The organism is Psychrosphaera sp. B3R10 (genome assembly GCF_018861025.1).
Classification (GTDB): Bacteria; Pseudomonadota; Gammaproteobacteria; order Enterobacterales; family Alteromonadaceae; genus Psychrosphaera; species Psychrosphaera algicola.
In genome coordinates, this window is the sequence record NZ_JAHKQH010000024.1 from 168265 (window position 1) to 191051 (window position 22787).

Sequence of the window (22787 nt, forward strand, 5' to 3'; positions counted from 1 at the left end):
TTCTAATTGCCGTTTTAACTAATTAAATCTTAAACTTAGATAATTGACCCATGCTCCAAATGAAGGCTATTTCAGAGAGTCTAAATTGTTTTTCTAGTTGAATGCCTGAGTGCAATCCATCAGCTCTTTGGCTCAACGCTATTAGATAGTCTGAAGTATTGATGTCTCCAGCCTCCCAACGAGCGTTTAGTAACCTCGCGCTATTATCAATTCGGTTTTGCATAAGGTTTTGCCATCGCTGATAGTATTTTTTACTGATCATGAGGGATTCATAGTTGGCCTGAGCTTCAAAAGAGCGTTTTCGATAAATGGATTGGAAATAAGCTTCTGTAGTGGTCAACTGTTTTTGGCCACGGTTTTATAGTTTAGCCAGTATCTTCTCTCTGACTCATTTGGTGCCAAACCGCCATTATGCTGATGCGGCCTAACTTGACTGTAATAGCCAATAATATATTTCGTGATATCTATCTTAGCTTCATTAAAACTACGATAACCTACCGTCGGTATCCATTCTGTCTTTAGACTTCTGAAAAATCGCTCCATCGGTGCGTTGTCCCAGCAATTTCCGCGACGGCTCATGCTTTGTGTTATCTGGTAACGCCACAGCCTCTGTCTGAATTTTCGGCTCGTGTAGTGACTTCCTTGGTCACTGTGATACATCACGTTTTCAGGTCTGCCACGTAGCTCGTAAGCCATTGTTAGTGCTTTGACTGTTAAATCGCTATCAGGTGAGTGTGACATTGCCCACCCAACAGGTTTTCGAGCGAACAAATCAATCACGACCGCTAAATAGGCCCAACGATTTCCTGTCCATATGTACGTCACATCGCCGCACCAGACTTGATTGGGCGCAGTTACATCAAACTGACGTTCAAGCAAGTTAGGTATTGCCACATGCTCCTTTGAGCCTTTCTTATAAGCATGTTGTGGTATCTGACAACTCACTAAATTAAGCTTTTTCATTAACTTAGTAGCCCGGTATCGACTCAACGTTACGTCACTTTCATCTTGTGTAATGATTTCACTGATTGTTCTGGCACCTGCGGAGCCACCGCTTAACTCATGAGCATTCTCAACCTTCTTTAGTAATACTTGATGCTCGACTGACGGCGAATTATCTCGTTTCAGCCAATATTTAAAGCTGCTACGATTAACACCGAAGACATCACACAATATTTTTATTGGATACCTGGCTTTATGGCTCTGATTGAGTTTTTCGATTAATTCGAATTGTTCAGTGAGTCCGACATCAACAGAGCCGTAGCCTTTTTTAGAATTTCCTTTTCTAATTCAATGCGTTCAATTTTCTTTTCAAGCTCTCTTATCCTAAGCTGCTCGGGAGTCATGGGTGTTGCTTTAGGCGCTTTGCCTTGCCGTTCTTCTTTTAACTGTTTAACCCATTTACCAATCGTCGAATAACCCACATTCATGGCCTTAGCTGCTTCTTCATGGGTATAACCATGATCGAGTACCAATTGTGCCGTTTCTAATCTAAATTCTGGGCTGAAATTTTTACGTGACTTCTTAGCCATTATCTTCACCTAATACTGTTATGATTCAATCATAACATCCTCTAATTAGGTGGCCAAAATCACTATGCCACTACAGTTTTGATTATTTTAGATTTTGTTGTATTTCGTACTATCATGTTTATTCACCTCGGATTACAGCTTATTTGTAAAAGCTTTTTTATTCAAGCTTCTTTAGGGTATGATAGTATGATATCAGTTCGGGGGTGTTGTTAGACGAATGCCAAAATCTAACGGCTTCACAGTTGAAGACAATAATTACTCGTTGTGGTGAAGGGACCAAACTCGTCTGTTCTGGAAATTTGGCACAAATAGATAGTAACTATTTAACCGCAGTTACGTCAGGTTTAACGTATATTGTTGAACGGTTTAAAAACTTTGAAGGCAGCGCAACTGTTAATTTGAACGGAGTTGTTAGAAGTCGACTAGCGCAATTTGCTGAAGAAAATTTATAGCATAGACTATGCTAAAAAACCGAGCAGAGCACTAATACCAGTCGGTTAATAGCTGACTGGCGTTTTTTATAGGGACATTAGGCTACTTTCTTGCAATTATTGGTTATAGCTTATCTGGCATTCTATCCCGTAAAACAAACATTCTTAATGTGTGCAGAAACTCTGCATTATTTATGGGTAACTTACTGGCACTATGAATTGGCGTGCGCATGAAGAATGCAACAATATGTCGTATTCATAAACAATTGCTAAGTTGGGGGGCACCGTTGCGCAGAAACTTCTGTTATTTAATCGTATTGATAGCGCATTAAATCTGCGAGCGAACTTAGTATTCGATACCATTTCCCGTTCACTTGGTAGGACGTTAATCTCGCGGTAATTTGCTCTGGTAGCCCATTAAAATTTTTGCTCGCAGGAGCACCCAATGTTAAGGAATCATTGGGACTGAGGGTAATAACCTTTCTGCTAATGTCATCTCTCCAACGTAACGAGCATCGAACTGACTATCTAATAGTAAATGGTTTGAGAGTTTCATTAACTTACGTTCTAGACTGTGGGTAACTATTGCCGCCACGATAAGTTATGGTGGGTGTCCACGTTAAGTTCTGGGTGGGTGTCTACGATAAGTTTGGTGGGTGTCTACGTTAAGTTTAGGTGGGTGTCCAAGATAAGTTTAGGCGGGTGTCCAACTAACTGTCCTACTAACTGCAATTACCTGTACATAACAAGGTCAGTGGAATTGGTTTTGTGCGCTCTGGCCTCAAGGAGTATTGCGTTGCCTTTGGTGTATCGTTTTAGAAAGTCTACTGATAGACTAACCTTTCGTATTTTTATGCTTTTCTGCCTGCTTAACCTATAGCCACCGAGGTCGCTGAATTGAACTATTTTGTACTCAAAAAGTTAACTATGAGTTTTATACTTAGCATCCTAGTGTTAGGTATTATAGTTTTTAGCTTCAAAGAGGACTTTTATAACCAATACAAATCAAGGTTTCTAAAGCAGCAATTTGTAACACAAAGTAAAGCTGCTGATTCGCTTGCGACCAATCTTTACGTGGTCCAACAATTGATGGAGCAAGCGAAACTTGTATACAACAATTATTCGGCATCAGGCTTAGTTCGAGATCAATTTGATATAAAGTCAAATGAACTGGCCATTATGAATTTGGTTACTCCAACTGAAGTAGACGGGGTATCCACAGACTATGTCCAAAAATTGCCTAGTTCGAGTCGCTATCTCTTAGAAGTTGGGCAATTCATTAAACCTATGGTCCAGTCTCTACTCGATGAACGTGTGGTAGAACAGGCTTTTGTTATTAATTTCAAAGGGAAGGATTTTATTTTTCCGGCTAATCTCCCATACAGAAATGACCCTTCTTTAGAGCAACTATATAATTGGTTGTTCCATAAACAACAACAACTATCACAATTAATGACTCAAAGGCATACGATCTTTGTGCCACCATTTTTTAATGTCGAATTTGGTCATGCGAGTGAATACCTCATTTTACCAATAGAAAAAGTAGATGATGCCATGTCTATTTTGGTTGTTAAACTTGATGTTCAGCTCGACCAGGTTTTTGAAGGCAGCAACTCTTTTTATGTAATTTGGGATTCTATTACAGGGAAGACGATTACAACTAATGTAGTTAAGCCAGTAAACAAGGTTAAAGATTATGCTCAGGTGTACCTTGCGACTAGGTATTTACCTGAGAGTTTGCGGCATATCGTTAATAATGATCTAAATGTTAAACGTAAGTTACATAGTCCTTTGTTACTAGAACGAGCTGCACATGAACCTGTAATCTATCTACAAAAAGCAATTGATTCCACCCCATACCGAATGGCAATTTTCAAACCTGCAAGTGGCTTCATAGAAGAAATGAACGCAAGTGTCAGTTGGCTAACCGTCAAAATCTTGCTGTTTAGTCTGTTTGTCATAATCTTTATTTTTGCGCTTATTATTTGGAAAATCGCCTACCCTACGTCTAAATTGATTGCGCATATTGAGCGGCAAAGTTCTTTGTATGATATGGAAGATAGTTTGACCGTTAGTGGGTGGGAAAAGTGGTTCGATAAAATCGCTTTAGCTTACAAAGATAACCGTAAGTTATTACAATCGTTGATGACTAAAAACAAACATTTAGATCATATCGTAAAAAGTCGTACCCAAGAGTTACAGGCTCAAACCCACTCAAAAGATCGAAATATTGCTCTAAATAGATCAATCATGAACTCAATACCTGACATGATTTATTACAAAAACCTAGATGGCGGGTTTTTAGGGTGCAATAGTGCTTTTGAGTATCTTGCTGGTGTAAGTGAAACTGATATTGTTGCCCGACACGCTGAGGAAATTTTCCCACCTAAAATTGCCGAAGAAATAACTAAATTCGATTTCCAAGCTTTACGTTCTAAAAGACCTTTTAATGGTAAGTCAAAACATACGTTTCCAAATGGACGAGTGGCAATTATTCAATGGCTTGTTGCGCCAATCGTAGATTCAGATGGTGAAGTGCACGGGCTACTCGGTTTAGGGCGAGACATTTCTGAACAGGAAGCAAGCGTTAAAAAGCTAGATAAGGCTCGTAAACAGGCGGTTGATGCGAATGAGACAAAGAGCCATTTTATTGCCAATATGAGTCACGAAATTCGCACCCCAATGAATGCCGTTATGGGAATGTTGGAGTTACTCTTAAGTGCTAGGCCAACAATTGAACAGACCAATTATATTAATATTGCACAAAAATCGTCTCGACACTTAATCCAAATAATAAATGACATACTCGACTTTTCTAAAGTTTCCGCGAAGAAGATAGAACTGCACAATGAAGTCTTTGCTTTCTCAAGTATAATTGATATTGCATTTGCAAATGCTTTGCCAGAAGCATTGAGAAAAGGGTTATTATTAGATGTCAATTTGTCTCCAGATTTTCCAGAGTTGTTTATCGGTGATGAGGTACGTATTGACCAAATTTTTATAAATTTAATTGGTAATGCCATCAAGTTTACAGAAAAGGGATCAGTAATATTAGAAGCCAATTTATTGCGAGAAAAAAATGATATTCAGTTTGTTGAATTTAAAGTTATTGATACTGGCGTTGGTATTCCTCAAGAAAAACAAGAAGCCGTTTTCGAAGCCTTTACCCAAGCGGATAGTTCAATAACACGTGAGTTTGGTGGGACTGGTTTGGGGTTAACAATTGTTTACCAACTAGTTAAGTTGATGGGGGGGAAAACGGAACTCTGGTCGAAAGTGGGCCAAGGTACTGAATTTAAGGTGACATTGCCGCTGCGCAAAGTTGTAGAGCAAACTGATAATAAATTAATTAATAAACAATGGGTTATTTGCGAGCAAAAGAGTGACCTCGTTACGTCCTTAAAAAATAAACTAAGAACTACTCAGCAAAAATATCGAGTATTGTCTCCTAGTGAGATTTCGAAGGGGCGAATTCACCGTAATGAAGTATTGGTTTGCCGCCCTGAAATGTTGACTTTATTGCCCGCAAGCATTGTTGAAAAGATCAGCCAAGGTGATATCGAATTGCAACCCGTCACCTTTAAACTAAATGAACTTGCGACAAACTGCTTAAGTACCCTCCCGCATTTTCCTGTGTTGTCCATGCCGTTTTCTACCAACAAGTTGTTACTTAATCAGTTACAACCGAAAATTGTCGGTCAAAAATTAATTGAGCAACAGCCCATGTTGGCTGGATATTCAATTTTGGTTATTGAAGATAATGAAGTTAATCAGCAAGTTTTAAAGCTCATTTTAGCCAATGAAGGCGCTAGTGTTATTTGTGCTGACAACGGAAAAGAGGGGATTGCACTCTTAGAGAAAAAACAGTTTGATGTTGTTATTCTCGATCTCCAAATGCCGGTAATGGATGGTATAACCTGTACGAAAGCCATTCGTGCCGAAGATAAGTGGCGCGGATTACCTATAATTGCAATGACAGCTCACAATTCTGATACAGACAGACTAAATACAAAACGTGCTGGTGTTGATCTCCATTTAAATAAACCAATAGAAAAAGAAAAACTTATTGGCGCTATTTTAACTCTGTCATCTAACTATAATGCGCTTCTTGCATCTAACTCGATAATGCTGAATGTAGAACCAAAGATAACAACGAATATTACAATAGAATCGCTTAGTGCCCAGTTTGATGGTTTAGATTGGCGCTTTTTAGGTAAGCAATTTGGTGAAAACCACCAGACGATTATTAAGTTATTAACACGTTTTAAAACATCAAAGCAAAACGCGTTATTCTACCTTTCTCAAAATTATCGCAGCCTCAGCGCTGAAGAGTTAAAGTCGTCCTTGCATAACTTTAGGGGGATGTTTGGAAGTATTGGCGCATCTGGTTTAGCGGAATTAACAGCTGAGTTAGAAAAACAACTGAGCGAAGGCGCTAAACTAAACTCAGTTACGATAAATTCCTGGGAAACCGAAATTAAAGCACTCTTTGAGTTTATTGCTTATCTAGAACAATTCGGGCTCGAAAATTAATGGAGTATTTCAATTTTATAATTGTCTGATTCTATATATCGTTTTGACGTGTCTGATATTTCTGCCCATTTAATAATGGCGGGGCCAACGGGTTCTGACAAAATATAATCGAGTCCATCAACATCAATTTTATAGTCTTCTTGAACATGAGGTGTATTAATGCCAATTAGTGCATGTTGTGGCACGTAAACTATGGCCATACGTAAGTTACTAAACATTTGACCTAAAATACTCGCCATTAACGTTACTTTACTATCGCAGTCGCCTCGGTTTGAATCGATAAGTCTCAAAGGGGGCAAAAAGCCAGCTCCATTGTTAATTGCTCTAGATTCAATCGTGTCATAAGGAATGCTCTGGACCCAAGATAATAAAAATGTTGCTACAACTTTTGGTCTCGCGTTTGGAAACTTTTTGTGCAGTTGGTCAATTATCGGTTTTAGGGAGTCGCCACTTTCTGAAATAAACCTTTTATGATCGGGCTTATAGCTTATTGAGTTCTTGTCGTCTGCATACCCGAATGGCGAAAACCTTATGTAGTATTCCTTTTCGAGAAATTCAGAAATCGATTCATTTGACCTCTCATTTAACATTTGAATTGTATCATCAACCCATTGCTGCTCAGAACCAGAAACGCTATAACTAACGCCATTAGCTTGAGGAATTAAATCAACTTTTCCATGTCTTGGATTTAACGTATTAATGGCCATTAACAAGCTACGTTTTACGTATTTAGTCATGCGTGCAGGACTTAGCGCTTTAAAATGTCGAAACTTATTATTGCTAACGGTGCGGGCAATCGAAAAGGACAGCTGTTGTTTTTCGCCATTCACATCTAACCATTCATAGCGGTAATTATAGTGAGATTTACTTTCGGTTTTTCGAAAATCTAGTTGCTCAGCTAATATCGGACTAGAGACCAAAATTAAAATCATAAAGCAAAATTTACTAATTCGACTCAGCACAGTAGATCAGATCCCTATTTGTTTCGCTATTATTAAGGAGTGTAGCGGCAAAAGTATAAAAAGTTTTAAAAATAAGTAAGTTGATATTTCCATCTATGCTGAAGGGCAATGACTTAAATTGCATAGACGCGCATAGTCAAAAACTGGTCACGATTGAAACTCAGTCCATAAATGCCAGACGTTAATCCGTGAAATTCAGGTGTTTAAGCTAAAACCTGTTAATTAAAAGGTAACATGGATTCCGTTAGCTGGAATTGAACTTACCAGTACATCCGAGTAGTGAGTATTAACTATGTAAATAATGACGTGTCATAGCTATTTAACCGTATATAACCAACCCTAAGTTAACCTTATCCAGGCTAAAAGACTAAAAGACTAAAAGACTAAAAGACTAAAAGACTAAAAGACTAAGCTACTTGCGCCACATTTAACAACTCTTTTGCGTTTGCTCTGGTGTTTTTAGAGATTTGTTCACCGCCCAATAATCTAGCAAGTTCGTCTATTCGGCCTTTTGGCGTCAAGCTTTGCATTGATGTATGAGTCTGATTGTCGCTCGATGTTTTTTGGACAAACTGTTGTTGATGTCCAAAGCAAGCAACTTGGGGTAAATGGGTCACGCATATGACTTGCGTATTATCTGCAAGTTTGCGCATTAGTTTGCCAACAGCCGAAGCTGTTGGGCCTGAAACACCAACGTCAACTTCATCAAATAACAATGTTGGTGTTGTTACACGTTTCGCGATTATGACTTGAATAGCTAAACTGATCCTACTCAACTCACCACCAGAGGCAACTTTAGCTAAAGGCTGTAACGGTTGACCAGGATTCGTTGTGACCATAAATTCAATCCTGTCGTTGCCACTAGCAGAAGGGCCAGTTGTTAGGCCAGAGATAGCTATTGAAAACTGGGCTCCGGGCATGTTTAATGACGCCATGCTGTCACTTATAAGTTGGTCTAATTGAGCGGCATAATCAGTGCGTACTTTTGTTAAGTCTGCTGCAAGTTTTGAATATGTTTGCTCTGCTACTTGTATTTCCAACTCCAGCTCTTCGAGTCGGTCGCCTGAAACACTAAGCTGAGTTAATTCATCTTTTAGTTCTTGCTCTTTAACTGACAGGTTATGCGGCGAGACATTGTGTTTCCTTGCCAAATCCATGTAAGTTTCAATGCGTTGCTCTATTTCAAACAAACGCTCAGGATTTAATTCAAGTTGATCCAAATAACGACGTAATTCGCTAGCCCCTTCGTCAAGCTGAATAAGAGCCGATTCAACGAGTTCTACTGTCGCTGATAAATTTTCGTCTAATACAATTGATTTATGCAGTAGCGACAAGGCTTGTTGAGTTGCTGAATAGGCGTTCCCAGAGTCACCTTCATATAAACACGAAAGGGCGCCTTGGGAGTCAGCAAGTAAAGACTGTGCATGATGCAAACGTTTATGCTCTGCCTCAATTTGTTCAAACTCACCTTCTTGAACTTCCGCATCGGCGAGTTCATTTACTTGATATTGTAGTAGCTGTTGCTGAGCACTAAACTCATCCTGCTGCTCTTTTAATTGTTTAAACTCTTGGACGACACTCAACCAATTTTTATAGGCTGCTTTTACATCAGTCAGTAATGATGTGTTTGCCGCATATTCGTCTAATAAAATACGCTGGTGATCTGGTTTTGTTAATTGTTGGTGGGCGTGTTGTCCGTGAATACTTACTAACAAGTTGCCAATAGACTTTAGTGAGCTCGCAGGAACTTGGCTACCATTGATGTAACCTCTTGAGCGGCCTTCTTTTGAAATGACTCGACGCAATATACATTCATTGTCGGCCTGCAGATCATGTTGCTCCAACCAAGTTTGAGCTGCGGGAAGATTTGCTATGTCGAAACAGGCTATGACTTCTGCTTTGTCTTCATCAGCACGCACCATATTTGCGTCACTGCGTTCGCCTAAGGTTTGTGCAAGTGCGTCTATAGCGATGGATTTACCTGCGCCTGTTTCACCGGTAATGGTTGTCATTGCGCTATGCCATTGGACTTCTAAGTCTTTAACAATGGCGAAATTTTTAATAGCAAGAGAAACTAACATGGGCAACATTCAAGTTTAATATACTGTTGTCATATACAGTAGTTTAAACAGTGGTTAATGTCTAACCTTTTATTTATTCTATTTTGTTAGTAGTTTTGTCTTCCCCAATGCAATTTTTTTCTAAGCACGTCGTAGTAATCATATTCACTAGGATGGATAAGACGAAGACCTTGATGATGCTTTTTAATGACAATTTCATCACCTGGCATTACCGAAAGTCTGACATGGCTGTCACAACTAATTTGCAGCAAGGCATCATTTGATTTACTCACGACAATTTTTAGTTCACTGTCGGCATCAACAACTAAAGGCCGGCTTGTTAAAGAATGTGGAAACATAGGCACAAGAGTCATGGCATTTAAATTGGGGTGTACAATTGGACCACCGCCAGACAGTGAATAGGCTGTAGAGCCTGTAGGGGTTGATACAATTAGGCCATCTGACCTTTGATGAAAAACAAACGAACCGTCGATAAAGGCTTCAAATTCAATCATGTGAGCAACTTTGTCGGCGTGTAATACCACCTCATTCATTGCCGAGTTATTGGCTTTTGTTACCTCATGTCGGTTTATTGAAACGTCCAACAAATAGCGCATTTCAGTTGTGTATTCACCATTTAAAACATTTGTTAAAGCCTGGTCAAAGTTTTCTGGGTCAAGGTCAGTTAGAAATCCTAAGTTACCCCTATTAACACCAATTACAGCGACATCGTATCGACTTAATACGCGGGCGGTACCCAACATATTACCATCGCCACCAACGACAATAACCAAATCACATTGTTGGCCTAGGCTAACCAAGTCTGCCGTTTGCATGGTTTTGTCGTTAATGTAATTTGACACATTTTCTTCAACAATAGGCTTGTAGCCGAGTTCACAAAGGAACTTGTAAAGGCTAACAACTGTGCCTTTTGTCGCATTGTGGTTCGCTTTACCTATCAAGCCAATAGTTTTAAAGTGTTGTGTCATTGTATTTTTCCTAAATGCCCTAATAACAGGTTGTAGAAATAGATTATTATGCGTTATAGCGTTTTTAGCGAGTAATTAGAAGTATGAGAATAGGTTTGAATGTCAAAAACTTGTAAAAATCAACGATCTGGGGTCGTTCTAAAGCTAATAATAGAACATTATTTGCGTGAAGGAATTCCTATTGCGTCTAAGATGATCGCAGACAATCCTGTCGTTGGTGCTTCTCCTGCTACTGTGCGGAACGTAATGTGTACTCTGGAACATGAGGGATTCATCTATTCTCCTCATACAAGTGCCGGTCGAATTCCGACGCATAAAGGGTTACGTTGTTTTATTGACGGTATTTTAAATCGAACGCATATAATAGAAAACCATTTACAACAATTAACAACCAGCTTTAGTAAATCGGTCACGTCAGAAGACATGTGTCAAAAAGCCAGTCAGTTAATTGCCGACATGACAAGTATGACGGGTCTTGTTGTTATGCCTAAGCCACACGACATGATCATCCGCCAACTTGAATTAGTCCGGCTAGCAGACAGCCGAATTTTATGTGTGCTGATTGATGAGCATGACCATGTGCAAAATCGAGTGGTGGACATTCAACGCAGCGTGACTGACCAAACCTTACACCAGACCTTATTATTGCTTAACACGTCACTTGCAGGTTTTAATTTTGATGAAGGTGCAGAACGATTAACTTATGCTTTGAAGCAGGCAGATCCTGAAGTAGCCAGATTGGTGAAGTCGGCACTATTTGGCGAAACCGTCGAATTTAATGAACAAATTGTTTTTGCTTCCGGCGAAACGCGCTTATTAAATTCAGATATATCAAATGATATTAATACGTTAAGAAGACTGATACGTTTTTTTGAAGATGTATCGCCAATAAATCACTTATTTAATCAAGCACGACAAGAGAATAAAGTGCACGTATTTATAGGTGCAGAAACTGGGGTCGACGCTTTTGAACATTGCAGTATTGTAATGAAGCCGTTTTATAAACAAAATAAGGTGGTTGGCGTGATTGCGGTCGTAGGTCCGGTACGGATGGATTATCAAACTGTGATATCGTCTGTCGATATGACAGGGAATATTCTGTCTTCAGCCTTGAATCGGTGATAGCAATCCCCATAATAGCCTGCATATTTGACAATTTTGAATACACGAATCGATTGGAGTAGTAAAACTCATGTCTGAGCAAGAGACTAAAGTAAACCAAGAATCGGCAGAAAATGCCCAAGAGCAAACTGTTGAGAATGCTGAACAAACAGAACAAAACACAGCTGACAATGTCGAAGTGTTAAATAGTGAAGCAGATATCATTGCCAAACTAGAGGCTGAACTTGCTGAAGCCAAAGCAACTATTGAAGGTCAAAAAGATTCTGTGGTACGCGCTGCTGCAGAAGTTGACAACATGCGTCGCCGTGCGGCATTGGATGTTGATAAAGCCCATAAGTTTGCACTAGAAAAATTTGTAAATGAACTGTTACCTGTTATTGATAATATGGAACGAGCGATTGAATTTTCTGACAAAGAAAATGAATCATTAAAGCCAGTATTAGAAGGCGTTGAGCTTACTCAAAAGTCTTTTATCGACGCGGTTGCCAAATTTAACGTTGAAGTAGTGAACCCACAGGGTGAAAAATTTAACGCTGAGTTCCATCAAGCGATGGCTATGCAACCAAGTGCTGACGTAGAACCAAATACAGTAATTGCTGTAATGCAAAAAGGTTACACGTTAAATGGCCGATTACTGCGTCCTGCCATGGTTATGGTATCTAAAGCGCCAGAATAGAAATCGATATAAGTTATCGTATTAATTCTCTTAAAACCCGCTATCTGCGGGTTTTTTATTAAGCGGAGAACGGGTAATATCTTCGTTCATCTAATAAACCTTTTAGAGGTGTTTTAAAAATGACTAAAGTCGGAATATTTGGTGCGAATGGCCGTATGGGGCGCAACCTTATTCAAGCCACTGTCGAAGACGACAACGCATTGCTAAGTGCAGCAGCTGTACGCGAGAGTTCACCATTTTTGGGGATTGATGCTGGGCTAGTTGCTGGCATCCAAGAACAAAATATAAAGACGAGTGCAGACTTAGACCAATTAGCTAAAGATACAACCGTTTGGATTGACTTTACGTTACCAGAAGCACTTGAGTTGAATATCAAATACTGTGTTGCTAATAAACTTAATTTAGTTGTTGGTGTTACTGGCTTAACGGCAGAGCAAGAACAACAACTTGTTGATGCATCTCAGCATATTGCAATCGTATACGCAGCAAACTTTAGTACTGGTGTGAACTTGCTATACAAACTACTTGAAATTACTGCTAAAACCATCGGCAACGACTGTGATATTGAAATAATTGAAGGTCATCACAGATTTAAAAAAGATGCTCCATCTGGGACTGCATTAGCATTAGGTAAGGTTATTGCAAACACATTAGACCGTGATCTGGATAAGGTTGCTGTTTACGGCCGTGAAGGCGATACAGGAGAAAGAAAACGTGAAACTATTGGTTTTGCGACGGTAAGAGCGGGTGATATTGTCGGCGAACACACTGCTTTGTTTGCAGATATCGGTGAAAGGGTTGAAATTACTCATAAAGCATCTAGTAGATTGACCTTTGCTAAAGGTGCAGTAAGGGCTGCGAACTGGTTGACAGGAAAACAAAATGGACTGTTTGATATGCAAGATGTACTCGGTTTAAAAGAAGTTAACTTATAATTTTATAGCTTAAGATATAAAATTTGATTTAGTCGACTGTTTTCATGTTTTTTGTATTTTTTTCTAGCCTAAATATGATCTCTTAGCTACAATACTCGGAATTTGCCTAATGTTTGTGATACTCGAATTTTGAACAGCATCAAAATTCGAATTTCCGACTAAGATTAACCGGTTGCAGACCAACCATAAAAGTCTGCATATCATTGCTAGGAGGTTATCTTGACTCAACCCGCGCTATTGGTTCTGGAAGACGGAACAACGTTCCACGGTACTGCTATTGGTGCCGACGGATTGTCTGTTGGTGAAGTAGTTTTTAATACTTCAATGACAGGCTATCAGGAAATAATTACTGATCCCTCATACGCCGAACAAATTGTCACTTTGACATACCCACATATCGGTAACTACGGTACAAACTCTGAAGATGAAGAAAATGATACGATTTGGGCTAAAGGCCTAGTTATCCGTGATCTTCCTTTAGTTGCGAGTAACTTCCGTAGTGAACAGGATTTAAGTTCATATCTAAAAGCCAAAAATATTGTTGGCATCGCCGATATCGATACTCGAAAGTTAACTCGAATTCTACGAGATAAAGGCGCGCAAAACGGATGTATTATCGCGGGTGAAGTAGACGAGGAAAAGGCATTAGCAGCAGCTAAAGCATTTCCTGGCATCAAGGGAATGGATTTGGCTAAAGTTGTTACATGTGAATCAATTCACGAATGGACAATGGGTAGCTGGCAGTTAGGTAAGGGTTTTACAGCACTTGCAGACGAACGTTTCCATGTGGTTGCTTATGATTACGGCGTTAAACGTAACATTTTAAGAATGTTAGTGGACCGCGGTTGTCGCGTTACTGTCGTGCCAGCTCAAACACCAGCTGCAGATGTATTAGCATTAAATCCAGAAGGCATCTTTTTATCAAATGGCCCTGGTGATCCAGAACCATGTGACTATGCCGTTACTGCAATTAAATCTTTCCTAGAGACTGATATTCCAATTTTTGGTATTTGTTTAGGCCACCAATTGCTTGCAATTGCAAGTGGGGCACAAACAGCAAAAATGAAGTTTGGTCATCATGGCGGTAACCACCCTGTACAAGACTTAGCGACAGGTAAAGTGATGATTACTGCACAGAACCACGGTTTTGCTGCGGATGAAGCTACATTACCGGCAACGTTGCGCGCAACGCATAAGTCGTTGTTTGATGGCACATTGCAAGGTATTCACCGTACTGACAAACCAGCGTTTAGCTTCCAGGGACATCCAGAAGCGAGCCCGGGTCCACACGACGCGGCACCACTGTTCGATCATTTCATTGAGTTAATGACCGAATTTACAAGCGCAAATAAGTAATTGTACCGATAGAGACTAAGAGAAGAAAATCATGCCAAAACGTTCCGACATAAAAAGTATTCTGTTATTAGGTGCAGGTCCAATTGTTATCGGTCAAGCCTGTGAATTTGACTATTCAGGGGCACAAGCCTGTAAAGCATTAAGAGAAGAAGGGTACCGAGTCATTCTAGTTAACTCGAACCCAGCAACAATAATGACAGATCCAGAAATGGCCGATGCTACCTACATCGAACCAATTCACTGGGAAGTTGTTGAAAAGATAATTGAAAAAGAACGCCCGGATGCCGTTTTGCCAACAATGGGTGGCCAGACTGCACTTAACTGTGCACTTGATCTTGAAAAGTACGGTGTTCTTGAAAAATACAATGTTGAAATGATAGGCGCATCTGCTGATGCGATTGATAAAGCGGAAGACCGCTCTCGTTTTGACAAAGCAATGAAGTCGATTGGATTAGAATGTCCACGTGCTGAAACAGCTCATTCAATTGAAGAAGCATTTGACGTGTTATCACGCATCGGCTTCCCTTGTATTATCCGTCCGTCATTTACGATGGGTGGTTCAGGTGGCGGTATTGCTTACAATAAAGAAGAATTTGACGAAATTTGTCGTCGTGGTTTAGATCTTTCACCAACTAAAGAGTTGTTAATTGACGAGTCTTTAATCGGTTGGAAAGAATACGAAATGGAAGTGGTTCGTGACAAAAACGACAACTGCATAATCGTATGTTCTATCGAAAACTTCGACGCGATGGGTGTGCATACTGGTGACTCAATTACGGTTGCTCCTGCACAAACATTAACGGATAAAGAATATCAAATCATGCGTAACGCGTCAGTTGCGGTATTGCGTGAGATTGGTGTAGAAACTGGTGGTTCAAACGTACAGTTTGGTGTTAATCCTGTAGATGGCCGTATGGTGATTATCGAGATGAACCCACGAGTTTCCCGTTCATCAGCGCTAGCGTCTAAAGCAACAGGTTTCCCAATTGCTAAAATCGCCGCCAAGTTAGCGGTAGGTTACACGCTTGATGAACTGCAAAATGATATAACAGGTGGTGCAACTCCAGCATCATTTGAACCGACTATTGATTATGTTGTGACTAAAATTCCTCGTTTCAACTTTGAGAAATTTGCCGGTGCAGACGACCGACTAACCACTCAAATGAAATCAGTTGGTGAAGTTATGGCCATTGGCCGTAACCAACAAGAGTCATTGCAAAAAGCATTGCGCGGATTGGAAGTGGGTGTGTCAGGTTTTGATCCTATCATCGACCTATCCGCTGATGACGCACACGAAACCATCATCCATGAGTTAAAAGAGCCTGGCGCTGAGCGTATTTGGTATATCGGTGATGCGTTCCGTAGTGGTTTAGATCTTGAAGCAATCTTTAAATTGACAAACGTAGACCCTTGGTTTTTGGTTCAAATTGAAGATTTAATCAAGCTTGAAGCTGAAATTGAAGAGCGCGGTTTTGCTGGTTTAGACAAGGCGTTTTTACGCAAGTTAAAACGTAAAGGTTTTGCCGACAAACGCATCTGTGACATTTTGGGTATAAGCGAAAAAGAAGTTCGTAAAAAACGTCACTCACTTGGTATTTTACCAGTGTACAAGCGTGTTGATACCTGTGCCGCTGAATTTAGCTCAGACACAGCTTATATGTATTCAACTTACGACGAAGAGTGTGAAGCAAACCCAACAGACAAAGACAAAATCATGGTTATCGGTGGCGGTCCAAATCGCATCGGCCAAGGTATTGAATTTGACTACTGTTGTGTTCACGCCTCATTGGCACTTCGCGAAGATGGTTACGAAACTATAATGGTTAACTGTAATCCTGAAACGGTTTCAACAGACTACGATACTTCTGACCGTTTGTACTTCGAACCTATTACCCTTGAAGACGTCTTAGAAATCGCCCGCGTTGAAAAACCAAAAGGTGTTATCGTTCAATATGGTGGTCAAACGCCACTCAAATTGGCTCGTGCATTAGAAGCAAACGGTGTACCTATCATAGGTACTTCTCCAGATGCTATCGACCGTGCTGAAGACCGTGAACGTTTCCAACAGATGGTTGACCGTTTAGGGTTGTTACAACCTGAGAACGCGACAGTAACGTCGGTTGAACAAGCGATTCTTAAGAGTAAAGAAATTGGATTCCCATTGGTTGTTCGTCCATCTTATGTACTTGGTGGTCGTGCGATGGAAATCGTATATGACGAAGCTGATTTGCGTCGTTATATGACCGAAGCTGTTTCTGTTTCAAATGAAGCACCAGTACTACTTGACCGTTTCTTAGATGACGCGATTGAAGTTGACGTTGACTGTATCTGTGATGGTACCGACGTTGTTATCGGCGGCATTATGGAACATATCGAACAAGCGGGTGTTCACTCTGGCGACTCAGCATGTTCATTGCCGGCATACTCGTTACCGCAAGACATTCAAGATGTTATGCGTAAACAAGTTCGTGATATGGCTTTAGAACTCGGCGTTATTGGCTTGATGAATACACAGTTCGCGGTTAAAGATGGCGAAGTTTACTTAATTGAAGTAAATCCTCGTGCTGCTCGTACCGTACCATTTGTTTCGAAAGCGACAGCAATTCCACTTGCGAAAGTTGCAGCTCGAGTTATGGCTGGTCAATCGCTTGCTGATCAGGGAATCACCAAAGAAGTGATTCCTCCATATTTCTCTGTAAAAGAAGTTGTTATTCCATTTAACAAATTCCACGGCGTTGACCCAATTCGTGGTCCAGAAATGCGCTCTACAGGTGAAGTAATGGGGGTTGGCGATACATTTGAAGAGGCGTACGCTAAAGCACAACTTGGTGCGAGCATTGAATTACCTCGCGGTGGACGTGCATTAATTTCAGTACGTGATGCGGATAAAGTTCGTGTAATCGACTTAGCTAAAAAGCTAATCATTGCAGGCTTTGAATTAGACGCAACACGTGGCTGTGCAAAAGTACTTGAAGAAGCGGGAATTGAAGTTCGTAAAGTGAATAAAGTTTTCGAAGGTCGCCCACATATACTTGACCGCATTAAAAATGGTGAGTACAACTACATAGTGAATACTGTTGAAGGTCGTCAAGCAATTGAAGACTCAAAAGTATTGCGCCGTGGCGCTCTTCGTTATAAAGCCAACTATACAACGACATTAAACGCAGCATTTGCGACTTGTTTAGCAAATGAAGCCGATGACCGTGGTAGCGTAGAGTCTTTACAAAACTTACATAAGAGAATTGTGTAGTATGAGTACTCAAGTACCTATGACAGTGCAGGGCGCAGAAGCTTTGCGTGCTGAATTGACAGAATTAAAAACCGTAACTCGCCCAAGAATTGTCGCGGATATCGCAACAGCTCGTGAACACGGAGACCTGAAAGAAAACGCGGAATACCATGCGGCTCGTGAGCAACAGGGTTTTTGTGAAGGTCGTATTCAAGAAATTGAAGCGAAGTTGTCAAACGTCCAGATTATTGATGTCACAAAATTACCTAATACAGGTAAAGTGATATTCGGTACAACTGTGACCATATTAAATGTGGAAACGGATGACGAAACGACTTATCACATTGTGGGCGAAGATGAAGCTAATTTTAAAATTGGTAAAATCTCAATTGGTTCACCAATTGCGCGTGGTTTGATAGGTAAAAGCGTAGACGATATTGCAAAAATCCAAACACCTGCTGGTGTTGTCGAATATGAGATTTTGGAAGTGCTTTACCGTTAATCTATAAGATGACTTAACGTCTTTATAAAACAGCTGGCATTGCCGGCTGTTTTTGATCCTGACATATAGAAAATTTACCTAATTTGGTGCATCAATAGTGTTATTCATTGGGTGAATGACACCTATACATGGTATTTATATGTATAAGGCAAGTTGTTATTTCATTTATACGCAGTGACTACTATAATAGAAATCCAATTTACCTATGGTAATGACATTATCAATAGCATTTTAAGATCATAGAGAGTATCAAATGAGCCTGTATTTAGATTATTTAGCGGAAATTGAAAGTCGTAAAAATGACTTGGGATTGGCGCCTAAGCCAATTGATAGCGCAGAATTGTTGTCAGAAATTATTGCCCAAATCAAAGACACTGGAAACCAATATCGAGAAGATTCATTAAAATTCTTCATCTACAATACACTTCCAGGTACTACGAGTGCTGCTGGCGTAAAAGCTAAGTTCTTAAAAGAAATCATTTTAGGTGAATCTGAATTAGCCGAAATTACACCAGAATTTGCATTTGAATTACTTTCGCATATGAAAGGTGGTCCTTCTATTGAAGTGCTACTTGATCTTGCACTAAGTGACGAACCGTCACTATCAGCACCAGCTGCTGACGTGCTAAAAACTCAAGTATTCTTATATGATGCTGATACTGCTCGCTTAAAAGCCGCATTAGAAGCGGGCAATGCAGTTGCTAAAGATCTTTTAGAAAGCTATGCCAAAGCAGAGTTTTTCACAAAATTACCAGACGTTGAAGAAAAGATTGAAGTTGTTACATATATTGCCGGTGAAGGTGATATTTCAACGGACTTACTTTCTCCAGGTAACCAAGCGCACTCACGTGCAGACCGTGAATTACACGGCAAATGTATGATATCGCCTGAAGCTCAACAAGAGATCCAAGCTTTACAAGCCAAACATCCAAACGCTAAAGTGATGCTTATCGCTGAAAAAGGCACTATGGGTGTTGGTTCTTCTCGTATGTCAGGTGTTAACAACGTTGCGTTATGGGCCGGTAAACAAGCAAGTCCATATGTTCCATTTATTAATATTGCACCAGTTGTTGCTGGTACAAATGGCATTTCACCAATCTTTCTAACGACTGTTGATGTAACAGGTGGTATTGGTCTTGACCTTAAAAACTGGGTTAAGAAAGTCGATGCAAACGGTAATACCGTTGTAGACGAAAATGGCGATGCAGTTTTAGAAGAAGCATACTCAGTTGCGACTGGTACAGTGCTTACTATTGATACTAAAGCTAAAAAATTATTAAATGGCGACAAAGAGTTAGTTGATATTTCATCTGCTTTTACACCGCAAAAAGTCGAATTTATGAAAGCGGGTGGTTCTTACGCGGTAACATTCGGTAAAAAATTACAAACTTTTGCAGCTGAAACACTAGGTATTGAAACACCACAGGTTTTTGCTCCATCAAAAGAAATATCAGTGGCTGGCCAAGGCTTAACTGCGGTTGAAAAAATATTTAACAACAATGCCGTTGGCGTAGCTTCAGACACGCCTTTGCACGCGGGGTCAGACGTTCGTGTTCGAGTGAATATTGTTGGTTCTCAAGATACAACTGGGCCGATGACTTGCCAAGAGTTAGAAGCGATGGCTGCTTCTACTATTTCACCACTAGTTGATGGTGCATACCAATCTGGTTGTCATACAGCATCAGTTTGGGATAGCAAAGCTCAAGCAAACATTCCAAAGTTAATGAGCTTCATGAACAAATTCGGTCTAATCACGGCACGTGATCCGAAGGGCGTTTATCATGCGATGACGGACGTAATTCATAAAGTATTAAATGACATTACTGTAGATGACCGCGCTATCATCATTGGTGGTGACTCGCATACACGTATGTCTAAAGGTGTCGCATTTGGTGCCGATTCAGGAACGGTTGCAATCGCACTAGCTACTGGTGAGTCAGCAATGCCAATTCCTGAGTCAGTAAAAGTGACGTTTAAAGGTAAAATGCAAGGCCACATGGATTTCCGTGATGTGGTACATGCAACTCAAGCGCAAATGCTTAAGCAATTTGGTGGCGAAAATGTCTTCCAAGGTCGCATCATTGAAGTGCACATTGGTACATTATTAGCTGACCAAGCATTTACTTTCACAGACTGGTCTGCAGAAATGAAAGCCAAAGCTTCCATCTGTATTTCAAATGATGAAACATTAGTTAAATCTATCGAGCTTGCTAAGAGCCGTATCCAAATCATGATCGACAAGGGTATGGAAAACGAAGCTAAAACGCTTAACGGTTTACTTGCATTAGCAGACAAACGTATTGAAGAAGTAAAATCTGGCTCAAACCCAGCATTGTCTCCAGATGATAACGCTAAATACTATGCAGAAGTTGTTATTGACCTAGACGTTATCGATCAACCGATGATTGCTGACCCTGACGTAAATAATGACGATGCATCTAAGCGTTATACCCATGACGTTATTCGTCCTGTTTCTTTCTACGACGGTAAATCTGTAGATTTAGGTTTTGTTGGTTCATGTATGGTTCATAAGGGAGATATGCAAATTATCGCTCAAATGTTGCGTAACATTGAAAAGCAAAACGGCAAAGTAGAATTCAAAGCGCCATTAGTTGTTGCGCCACCAACTTATAACATTGTTGATGAGCTTAAAGCGGAAGGCGATTGGGATATTTTACGTAAGTACTCAGGATTTGAATTTGACGATGCACATCCAAAAGATGCTGCACGTACGAAATATGAAAACATCATGTACTTAGAACGCCCTGGTTGTAACTTATGTATGGGTAACCAAGAAAAAGCTGAACCTGGTGATACTGTTATTGCAACATCAACTCGCTTATTCCAAGGCCGTGTTGTAGCTGATACTGCTGAGAAAAAAGGTGAGTCGTTACTTGGTTCGACTCCGGTTGTTGTACTTTCAACTGTACTAGGTCGTTTCCCGACAATTGAAGAGTACAAATCTGCAGTAGTGGGTATCGATTTAACTCGATTTGCACCACCTACTGAAGAGATGACGACTAAATATGTTGACCTAGCGGTTCCTGTTAAACGGATCTAATTCGCATAACTTTGCGTCGTAATTAGCCGTTTAGTGCGGTACCGAAATGAAAAGCCAGTTCAATGAACTGGCTTTTTTGTATTTACCCGCCAGTTAAAATTTGAGGAGCGCCCGTTTATCTTGCTAGATAATTAATCAAACAAACAAACCTTTTCAACACAAATTCACACCTTTACATCCGCAGATAAATATTTAACTCAACCCGACTAGCCGTTCCGAGTCCTATATTCTAGACATCAAACACATAGAGACAATTGTTGTAGACTCGAGTTAACAGAAGTTATCAGGACACCCACTCAAGTTATCAGGACAGCCCCCTAAATTTAACAAAACTAACACGTTATCAGGACACCCATTCAAATTATCAGGACACCCACTCAAGTTATCAGGACACCCACTCAAGTTATCAGGACACCCACTCAAGTTATCAGGACAGCCACCTAAATTTAACAAAACTAAAACGATACTATTTGTCCGTCCCCCCTTGAAAATAACAGTTACAAGCAACAAATAGAGAGTATTGAATTAGAAATAGATCAGATCATGACAAATCCCATAGAAATCAATATAGAAAACGTACAACAAGAATTACTCGACGCATCGCAACAAAAATTCATATTGATTGATTTTTGGGCCGACTGGAGTGAGCCGAGTAAACAACTCTCACCATTGTTGGTAAAAATTGCCTCCGAATATGGCGAAAGCTTAAAGCTGGCCAGAATTAATTGTGACGAGCAGCAACAAATTGCCATGCAGTTTGGCATCAAAAATTTGCCAACGGTTGTTTTATTTAAAGAAGGTCAACCGCTTGATGGCTTTGCAGGTGTGCAAACAGAAGCCGAGATCAAAGCAATGTTAGATAAACATCTACCGAAGCAGCAAGACTTGTTATTTACGCAAGGTTGTCAGTTAGTAGAAGAAAGTAAGTGGCTCGAAGCATTTCCAATTTTAAAACAAGTATTGGAACTGGAACCAGAAAATAGTCAATTTAAACTAATGTATGCAAATGTTGCGATTGAACTTGGTAAAGTTGATGAAGTTGAAGCTATATTGCAGTCTACTAAAATGGCAGATCAAGATGCTCTCTATTTACAAGTACTCGCTAAGCTAGATTTAGCTAAACAGGCTGCAGAAAGCCCTGAGGTTCAAGCCTTACAACAACAGTTAGAAGCTGAACCTGATTCTTTGGAATTAAAACTTAAACTTGCAGTTGCCTTACATCAAGTCAATCGCAATGAAGAATCGCTTGATTTGTTATTTAGTGTACTTCAAAAGGATTTAGGTTTTGCCGACGCGAAAAAAACGTATCTTGATATCATTGCATCTTTGCCAGATGGCGATGTAACAGCAAGTAAATATCGTCGAAAAATTTACGCCTTATTGTACTAAGTTGGTAAGT

At 40.1% G+C, this 22787-nt stretch carries 14 protein-coding genes and 1 pseudogene; 10 read left to right on the plus strand and 5 right to left on the minus strand.

Features of this window, described 5'->3' with window-relative positions; genetic code table 11:
* Positions 1-22: 22 nt before the first annotated feature.
* Both KO525_RS09525 and KO525_RS09530 read right to left on the minus strand, forming a co-directional pair.
* Positions 23-340, minus strand: coding sequence for a TolC family protein (locus KO525_RS09525; RefSeq protein WP_215963571.1), 318 nt, complete (start codon positions 338-340; stop codon positions 23-25).
* A protein-coding gene (locus KO525_RS09530; protein WP_371744398.1) for an IS3 family transposase occupies positions 337-1532 on the minus strand; the annotation gives its coding sequence in 2 pieces (ribosomal slippage) (positions 337-1265 and positions 1265-1532; 1197 coding nt in all). The genes KO525_RS09525 and KO525_RS09530 overlap by 4 nt, the downstream gene beginning before the upstream one ends.
* A gap of 203 nt (positions 1533-1735) precedes the next feature.
* On the opposite strand from KO525_RS09530, the pseudogene KO525_RS09535 reads away from it, so the two are divergent.
* Both KO525_RS09535 and KO525_RS09540 read left to right on the plus strand, forming a co-directional pair.
* Positions 1736-1984 (plus strand): annotated as a pseudogene (locus tag KO525_RS09535) (PhoH family protein); the annotation flags it as partial.
* 906 nt (positions 1985-2890) lie between these two features.
* Positions 2891-6496, plus strand: a complete 3606-nt coding sequence (locus KO525_RS09540) for a response regulator (protein WP_215963574.1) — start codon at positions 2891-2893, stop codon at positions 6494-6496.
* On the opposite strand, the gene KO525_RS09545 is transcribed toward KO525_RS09540, so the two are convergent.
* From KO525_RS09545 to nadK, 3 genes are all read right to left on the minus strand, one after another.
* On the minus strand, positions 6493-7428 hold the full coding sequence (locus KO525_RS09545) for a hypothetical protein (RefSeq protein ID WP_215963575.1): 936 nt from the start codon (positions 7426-7428) through the stop codon (positions 6493-6495). The genes KO525_RS09540 and KO525_RS09545 overlap by 4 nt on opposite strands.
* 437 nt (positions 7429-7865) lie before the next feature.
* Entirely contained in the window at positions 7866-9539 is a 1674-nt protein-coding gene (gene recN / locus KO525_RS09550) for a DNA repair protein RecN (protein ID WP_215963576.1), read from the minus strand.
* 86 nt (positions 9540-9625) lie between these two features.
* Positions 9626-10507, minus strand: a complete 882-nt coding sequence (gene nadK / locus KO525_RS09555) for an NAD(+) kinase (RefSeq protein WP_215963577.1) — start codon at positions 10505-10507, stop codon at positions 9626-9628.
* A 99-nt stretch (positions 10508-10606) separates the two neighbouring features.
* Between nadK and hrcA the strand changes: the two genes are divergently transcribed.
* The 8 genes from hrcA to KO525_RS09595 all read left to right on the plus strand — a co-directional run bounded on the left by hrcA (position 10607) and on the right by KO525_RS09595 (position 22777).
* Positions 10607-11629 (plus strand): heat-inducible transcriptional repressor HrcA, encoded by a 1023-nt coding sequence (hrcA, locus tag KO525_RS09560; RefSeq protein ID WP_215963578.1) that lies wholly within the window; start codon positions 10607-10609, stop codon positions 11627-11629.
* 70 nt (positions 11630-11699) lie between these two features.
* Complete coding sequence (gene grpE / locus KO525_RS09565; RefSeq protein WP_215963579.1) at positions 11700-12305, plus strand: nucleotide exchange factor GrpE; 606 nt, start codon at positions 11700-11702, stop codon at positions 12303-12305.
* 119 nt (positions 12306-12424) lie between these two features.
* Entirely contained in the window at positions 12425-13240 is an 816-nt protein-coding gene (gene dapB / locus KO525_RS09570; RefSeq protein WP_215963580.1) for a 4-hydroxy-tetrahydrodipicolinate reductase, read from the plus strand.
* A 219-nt stretch (positions 13241-13459) separates the two neighbouring features.
* Complete coding sequence (gene carA / locus KO525_RS09575) at positions 13460-14596, plus strand: glutamine-hydrolyzing carbamoyl-phosphate synthase small subunit (protein WP_215963581.1); 1137 nt, start codon at positions 13460-13462, stop codon at positions 14594-14596.
* 31 nt (positions 14597-14627) lie between these two features.
* Positions 14628-17846, plus strand: a complete 3219-nt coding sequence (gene carB, locus KO525_RS09580) for a carbamoyl-phosphate synthase large subunit (protein WP_215963582.1) — start codon at positions 14628-14630, stop codon at positions 17844-17846.
* A gap of 1 nt (position 17847) precedes the next feature.
* On the plus strand, positions 17848-18327 hold the full coding sequence (gene greA, locus KO525_RS09585) for a transcription elongation factor GreA (protein WP_215963583.1): 480 nt from the start codon (positions 17848-17850) through the stop codon (positions 18325-18327).
* 253 nt (positions 18328-18580) lie between these two features.
* On the plus strand, positions 18581-21388 hold the full coding sequence (locus KO525_RS09590) for a bifunctional aconitate hydratase 2/2-methylisocitrate dehydratase (RefSeq protein ID WP_215963584.1): 2808 nt from the start codon (positions 18581-18583) through the stop codon (positions 21386-21388).
* Between the two features lie 543 nt (positions 21389-21931).
* Positions 21932-22777 carry a co-chaperone YbbN gene (locus tag KO525_RS09595; protein ID WP_215963585.1) on the plus strand — a complete coding sequence of 282 codons (846 nt, stop codon included), beginning with the start codon at positions 21932-21934 and terminating at the stop codon, positions 22775-22777.
* The last annotated feature ends 10 nt before the right edge of the window (positions 22778-22787 follow it).

Excerpts from the sequence above, each read along its gene's own strand:
- KO525_RS09540 (WP_215963574.1), top strand. The coding sequence starts at position 2,891 with ATGAGTTTTATACTTAGCATCCTAGTGTTAGGTATTATAGTTTTTAGC.
- KO525_RS09545 (WP_215963575.1), bottom strand. The coding sequence starts at position 7,428 with ATGATTTTAATTTTGGTCTCTAGTCCGATATTAGCTGAGCAACTAGAT.
- recN (WP_215963576.1), bottom strand. The coding sequence starts at position 9,539 with ATGTTAGTTTCTCTTGCTATTAAAAATTTCGCCATTGTTAAAGACTTA.
- nadK (WP_215963577.1), bottom strand. The coding sequence starts at position 10,507 with ATGACACAACACTTTAAAACTATTGGCTTGATAGGTAAAGCGAACCAC.
- hrcA (WP_215963578.1), top strand. The coding sequence starts at position 10,607 with ATGTCAAAAACTTGTAAAAATCAACGATCTGGGGTCGTTCTAAAGCTA.
- grpE (WP_215963579.1), top strand. The coding sequence starts at position 11,700 with ATGTCTGAGCAAGAGACTAAAGTAAACCAAGAATCGGCAGAAAATGCC.
- dapB (WP_215963580.1), top strand. The coding sequence starts at position 12,425 with ATGACTAAAGTCGGAATATTTGGTGCGAATGGCCGTATGGGGCGCAAC.
- carB (WP_215963582.1), top strand. The coding sequence starts at position 14,628 with ATGCCAAAACGTTCCGACATAAAAAGTATTCTGTTATTAGGTGCAGGT.
- greA (WP_215963583.1), top strand. The coding sequence starts at position 17,848 with ATGAGTACTCAAGTACCTATGACAGTGCAGGGCGCAGAAGCTTTGCGT.
- KO525_RS09590 (WP_215963584.1), top strand. The coding sequence starts at position 18,581 with ATGAGCCTGTATTTAGATTATTTAGCGGAAATTGAAAGTCGTAAAAAT.
- KO525_RS09595 (WP_215963585.1), top strand. The coding sequence starts at position 21,932 with ATGACAAATCCCATAGAAATCAATATAGAAAACGTACAACAAGAATTA.